5 protein-coding genes and 1 pseudogene are annotated in these 5,679 nt (G+C 53.0%); 2 read left to right on the forward strand and 4 right to left on the reverse strand.

The window, feature by feature from the left end:
• Both DBR30_RS21195 and DBR30_RS07405 read left to right on the forward strand, forming a co-directional pair.
• A partial coding sequence (locus DBR30_RS21195; RefSeq protein WP_219927552.1) for a hypothetical protein occupies nt 1–353 on the forward strand: 353 nt, incomplete at its 5' end.
• A 3-nt stretch (nt 354–356) separates the two neighbouring features.
• Nucleotides 357–1,037 carry a hypothetical protein gene (locus tag DBR30_RS07405; RefSeq protein ID WP_181363513.1) on the forward strand — a complete coding sequence of 227 codons (681 nt, stop codon included), beginning with the start codon at nt 357–359 and terminating at the stop codon, nt 1,035–1,037.
• 224 nt (nt 1,038–1,261) lie between these two features.
• Here DBR30_RS07405 and DBR30_RS07410 read toward each other — a convergent pair whose 3' ends face one another.
• The 4 genes and pseudogenes from DBR30_RS07410 to DBR30_RS21795 all read right to left on the reverse strand — a co-directional run.
• Nucleotides 1,262–2,002 carry an NYN domain-containing protein gene (locus DBR30_RS07410; RefSeq protein WP_108588270.1) on the reverse strand — a complete coding sequence of 247 codons (741 nt, stop codon included), beginning with the start codon at nt 2,000–2,002 and terminating at the stop codon, nt 1,262–1,264.
• A gap of 284 nt (nt 2,003–2,286) precedes the next feature.
• Nucleotides 2,287–3,693, reverse strand: a complete 1,407-nt coding sequence (locus DBR30_RS07415; protein ID WP_108542234.1) for an FAD-dependent oxidoreductase — start codon at nt 3,691–3,693, stop codon at nt 2,287–2,289.
• Nucleotides 3,694–3,711: 18 nt separating this feature from the next.
• A complete protein-coding gene (locus DBR30_RS07420; RefSeq protein WP_108588271.1) occupies nt 3,712–5,448 on the reverse strand; it encodes a putative 2-aminoethylphosphonate ABC transporter permease subunit in 1,737 nt (578 codons plus the stop codon).
• A pseudogene (locus tag DBR30_RS21795) lies at nt 5,445–5,679 on the reverse strand (TOBE domain-containing protein); the annotation flags it as partial. The gene DBR30_RS07420 and the pseudogene DBR30_RS21795, both read right to left, overlap by 4 nt.

The raw sequence follows: 5,679 nt of genomic DNA on the forward strand, positions 1-5,679 counted from the left end.
AAACTGTACTGTCTAAGTTTAGACAAAGAATTGATGGTCTATTTACCTCGAATGACTTTGATAAACAACGAAATAGTATGATTCGTTTAGTAATTAATGCCATGGACAAAAATCCTGATGAATGGAACCAATTCTGCCAAATAAATATAAAGTGGATAGGTGATAGATTTATTAGTCGATTGGCAGATAGCGAAGAGCTGAACAAAGAAGGTTTGGATGAAATTTGTTCCATGTGTTTTCGGTTTCTTTTTGAATTATATCTCTCAACTAAAAATGATTTATCCTTTGAGTTCGATAGTGCCAGAAGATTTATTTTCAACAATATAGAACTGTTTGAAAAATCAGCGAAATAACAAATGGAATTCGCAATTCGTGATATGCCTATAGCTATTTTTAAGGCTGTGGCAAACAGTGATGAGATTGAAACACTTAAAAACTTTGACGCAGTTGCGGCGAAGGCTAAGCAACTTAAAGAAGAATGGGATAAGGATTTAAGTGAAAGAGAGCATCGAGTAAAATCAATTGAAGATTCTTTATCTAGATATGAAAATGCATATAATTTTGTTGGTTTGTATCAAGGTTTTGATGACTTATCAAAAGAAAAGATACGTGAACGCGATGGGATTTTGTTCTGGCTTAAGCTTTTATCATTGGTCATAGTTTTACCGATAGTTGCTGAGCTTATATTTATTTATGCCAATATTGATAGTTTGTCTATTATTAGAGATGGCCTATTGGTATCAATTTTCCCTACAATATCTTTAGTCGCCATATCTATATATTATTTCAGGGTTCTTCTCTTTAATTATAAGTCGGTTAAGTCACAGTTATTGCAGATCGACCTTAGAAAGACATTGTGTCGATTCATACAAAGCTATTCTAGTTACGCTAGTGAGATAAAAAGCAAAGATGCTGATGTTTTGGAGCGATTTGAAAGGGTTGTATTCTCTGGCATAGTAACGGAGGATGGCAATTTACCATCTACATTTGATGGAATAGAACAAATTGGGCAATTTATTAAATCTGTTAAGTCATAGAGATGTAATGGCTTCATTAGAGTTGTGTCCACGATGAGAAAAAGTTATAGGTGTAGTCAGCAGTGAATATATGGTAATTGCTATTTTGGTGGAATGGAATCATAGGGTGTCTGAACACTTAAAACAAATTACCTTACATATCCCTTCTATCATGACAACATTTGACATGCTATTATTGGATTAAATGGCCGCCTAGGGCGGCATTTTTATATGAAGTGTTGGGTTTAGGCGAGAGTCGTTTGTTTTAATTTATTTATACTCTTAGATCTCTTTTTATCTCTAACCCACATGACAGACCCATTTGTTTTTTTCATTTCAAAAAGGTCTATAGATTGAAATAGATCACTGAGTTTCCTAAATCCATAGTTACGTTGGTCAAATGATGCGTGGTTAGATATGTGATTTCCAATCTCACCAAGCGTAGCCCAACCATCATCTTCTTCAACCGCCTCTATTGCTTGTCGTAGCAAATTGATGAGCTTTGTATCGCCTTTTATGTTCTTACTTTGCTTTTGAATCGGTTGCTCTAAAACTGGTTCTGCATCCAAATATAGAAATCGAGAGCAACTGTTGACAAATGGTAATGGTGCTTTACGCTCTCCAAATCCAATAACAAACTTACCATCAGCAAGAGTCCTGGTCACTAAAGGGGTAAAGTCACAATCCGATGACACAAGACATATCACGTCAATATCTTTTGTGTATAAGACGTCCATTACATCAATAGCTAATGCCATGTCTGTAGCATTCTTACCTTTTGTTAGATCGAATTGTTGAACTGGTTGTATAGCATAATCGTGCAGTACATCTTCCCAAGGCTTCAGATTATGATTTTTCCAATTTCCATAAGCTTTTCTAATGTTAACAACACCGTAACGAGCTAACTCTGATAATACGGTATCTATCTTGCCTGCAGGCGCATTATCAGCATCAATAAAAACTGCGATTTTTTCTTTATTTTTCACTAAAGCCTCCATGCTATTTATTACGTAATCAGTTGCGTTCCCATTGCATAGTTAAGTCGTAGGTTCGAATTGCAAATCGTATTCGGACGAACGAGAGTTTAGTTTGCCATAGACGTTCTTCGCAATCTGTGATGACAGGTCAATTGTGTTGTCTGGTTTCATCCACATTGTTGTATCACATTGGTCTTTACGTAAGATGAAACTGCCGACCCTCGGGTCGGCATTTTCAAGAAATAGGGTGTGGGGCGAAACAGTATGGGAAATGGTTGCCCTCTATCGCCGGGCTATTTATCCGCCTTGCCTGCCGCGTCCGCCAGTCGGGCCAGCTGTTTGTCATACCAGGCTACCGGACGGTTCTCATCTTCCGCCCGCTCCTTGCGCCGGATGGCGTTGCGCACCGCCATGGCCCCCAGCCAGCGAAACGGCTCGGGCGGAAAATAGCCACGCGGGCCGCTGACCAGCGCGCAGTCACGCCACGGCTTGTCCTCCTCCCGCACTTCATCGCGCACCAAAGTTGCCAGGATCTGGCCGCCGATCCAGCTTTGCGCCACCCCGTTGCCGGAGTAGCCGAGGCCATAGACGATATTGGGCTGCCCTCGCCAGTGGCCGAAGAAGGGGAGGCCATCTACCGAGCGGTCGGAGGCGCCGCACCAGCTGGCGGCGATGGGCACCTCTTTGAGCGCCGGAAAGAAGCGTCGCAGGGTGCGGGTGAGAGGGGCAAGATAACGGCTAGGGGCATCGAACTCGGCCAGATGGCGGTTGGCAAAGGCGAAGGTGTTGCCCCCCTTGCCCAGCATCAGCCGCCCTTGCGGGGTGGAGCGGTAGTAATGCACAAAGGTGCGGCCATCCACCACGGAGCGGCCGTGCGCAAGCTGCTGGGCAGCCAGTGCATCCGGCGCGGGGTCGGTTATCACCATATCGGAGGAGACCAGCACTATACTGCGGCGAAACTCGCGAAAGTGCTGCACCATGGCGCTGTTGAGGGCCAGCACCACCTTGCGGGCACGCACCTCGCCCTGTGACGTTTGCACCCGTGCAGGCTGGCCCGCCTCAAGGCGCTGCATGGGGGAGTGCTCATAGACCTCGACCCCCAGTTCCCGCGCCACCCGCAGCAGGCCGCGCACCAAGAGCGCCGGTTGCACCGAGCCCGCGTGAGGGCTGTAGAGCCCCTCCAGATGAACGTGGGAACCGCTCTGGCTCGCCAGTGTATCCTCTTCAATCACTTGCCACTGGTTAAGGTCGGCTCGCTTGAGTTCCTGCAATACCGGCTCCATCAGGCCGCGCTGGGCCTCGCTGGTGGCGGTGTAGCAGGTGCCCTCGACCCTCAGCTCTGCCTCTATGTTGTGCGTTTCGCAGAAGCGGGCGATCTCGTGTACCGCCTGCTCGGATCTTTGTACCAGCCAGGCAGCCTGCTGCTCGCCAAACAGGCGCTTTAAGGTCAGGTATTTGGCCGACCAGGTGAGCAGGCAGCCGCCGTTGCGCCCGGAGGCACCGCTGCCGCAGCGATCTTTCTCCAGCACCAGGATGCGCAAGTGTGGCTCGGCCTGTTTAAGGGCGATGGCGCTCCACAGCCCGGTAAAGCCGCCACCGACGATGCAGACATCGACCTCGTGGCTGCCGACTAGGGACGTGGGCGGTGCGGGTTGTTCGGCGGCGAGCGCCTCGGCCAGCCAGAAGGGGAGAGTGGACATGATGACTCCTCGATAAGGTTATTGGTGGCGCCAGCGCTGGGTGCGATCCAGCAGGGCGCGGCTCAAAAAGAGCTGGAGCAGCTTGACGGTGGCGGCGGCCAGCAGGATCAGGGTGGCCATGGCGGCGGCCGCGGCGGTATCGCCGGAATCCTCCATGTTCAGCACGGCGATGGAGGCGAGCACGCTGTCGCTCGAGTAGAGGAAGATCACCGCCGAGGTGGTGGTCATGGCGTTGACGAACAGATAGATAAAGATCTCCAGCAGTGCGGGCAGGGAGGCGGGCAGCGTCACTCGCCAGAACGCCTTCCAGAGCGGAATGCGCAATGAGATGGCCACCAGCTCCAGCTCCTTGGGCAACTGCTTGAGGCTGGTCAGCGCCGTCATATGACCCACCGTGTAGTAGTGAATGACGCAGGAGAGCACCATCAACGGCAGGGTGCCGTATAGGCCGCCAAAGAGCGGATTGCCGTTGAAAAAGAAGATGTAACCGAGCCCCAGCACCATGCCGGGCACCGCCAGCGACAGCATGGCAAGCAGATGCAACAGCTGGCGCAGCGGCGCAAAGTGGCGTCCCTTCTCCTGCGCCCAGGCCAGCACCATCACCAGCACGGTGCCGATAAGCGCGGTATAGAGGCCCAGCTGCAAGGTGTTGGTAAAGGGCTGCCAGCCGTAGACGCTGTTGCTGTCAAAGGCGTAGTGATCTAGCGTCAGAGCGAGGTTGTAGGGCCAGAACTGCACCAGGGAGCCGTAAACGGCCATGCCGACCAGCGCCAGAAACAGCAGGGCCCAGAGCGTGCACCAGCCGAGCGCCAGCAGATCTCGCAGCCGATGGGGTTTGGGCTGATAGGGCACCGCCTTGGTGTTGCTCTGCTCCTGCATCTTGCTGCGCACTCTGTGCTCCAGGGCAAAGCTCAACAGCGCCGGCAGCAGCAGGGTGACGCTGGCAACAGCGCCCAGCGAGAAGTTCTGCATCCCGATCACCTGCCGGTAGATATCGGTGGCCAGCACGCTGTACTGGCCGCCAATCACCTTGGCCACCCCGAAGTCGCAGATGGTGAGGGTGAAGACGGCGATGGCGGCGCTGAGCAGGCCATAACGGGCGGTAGGCAGGGTGACGGTGACAAAGGTGCGCCAGCCGCTGCTGCCCAGCACCCGGGAGGCTTCATAGAGGCGGGCATCGCTCTGACCGAGCGCCGTGATAAGGATCATCAGGGCGTGGGGGAAGCACCAGAAGCCCAGACCAATGACGATGCCGATGGGGCCGTAGATGCTCTCGCCGCCGAGCAGCCCCTTGGCGATCCCCTGATTGCCAAACCAGTAGACCAGACTGATGGCGGGCAGCAGGGAGGGCATCAGGAGCGGGATCAAACCGATGAGGCGAAACAGGGGCTTGCCCGGCATGCAGGTGCGGGTGAGGGCATAGGCGTAGCCAAAGGCGATGGTCACCACTAGCGCGGTGATCAGCACCCCGAGCCAGAGGGTGTTGCCTATGGTGCGCCCCAGATGAGGGGAGTCGAAGTAGGCGCTGAAGTTGGCAAGGCCCACCCAGAGGCCGTTCTCATCCTGCAGGCTCTTTTGCAACATGGTGAGCAGTGGCAGCAAGAGGCCCCCCACCAGCAGGGCGATGCCGAGCACCAGCAGGATCAGTTGCAGCAGCTGATCCCGGCTCCAGCCGCGACAGAGCCGCTGCCAGCGAGAGTCTTGGCGGGCTGTCGCTGGCGGCAGCAGAGAGGAGGTCGCAAAGGGGGCAGTCATGGGCGCTCTCCTTCAAACAGTTGCATCGCCGCGGCGGGCCAGTGCAGCGAGCAGCGCATGCCGCTGCGCCAGCCAACCTGTTCGTGGCGGGGCAGCTCGTGGGTCGGGCGCTCCACCAGAATTTGCTGTGGGCCTAGATAGGTATCGGCGGTGCAGATAAGACGCTGGGCGGCGCCGAGAAACTCCACCTGATCGATGGTTGCTTCAACGCCATGTTGGCCAAGATACGGC

The sequence above is a fragment of the Aeromonas sp. HMWF017 genome (assembly GCF_003061465.1).
Lineage (GTDB): Bacteria > Pseudomonadota > Gammaproteobacteria > Enterobacterales > Aeromonadaceae > Aeromonas > Aeromonas veronii.

Bases quoted from the DNA above. Each gene is read 5' to 3' on its own strand.
- DBR30_RS07405 (WP_181363513.1), top strand. From the start codon at position 357: ATGGAATTCGCAATTCGTGATATGCCTATAGCTATTTTTAAGGCTGTG.
- DBR30_RS07415 (WP_108542234.1), bottom strand. From the start codon at position 3,693: ATGTCCACTCTCCCCTTCTGGCTGGCCGAGGCGCTCGCCGCCGAACAA.
- DBR30_RS07420 (WP_108588271.1), bottom strand. From the start codon at position 5,448: ATGACTGCCCCCTTTGCGACCTCCTCTCTGCTGCCGCCAGCGACAGCC.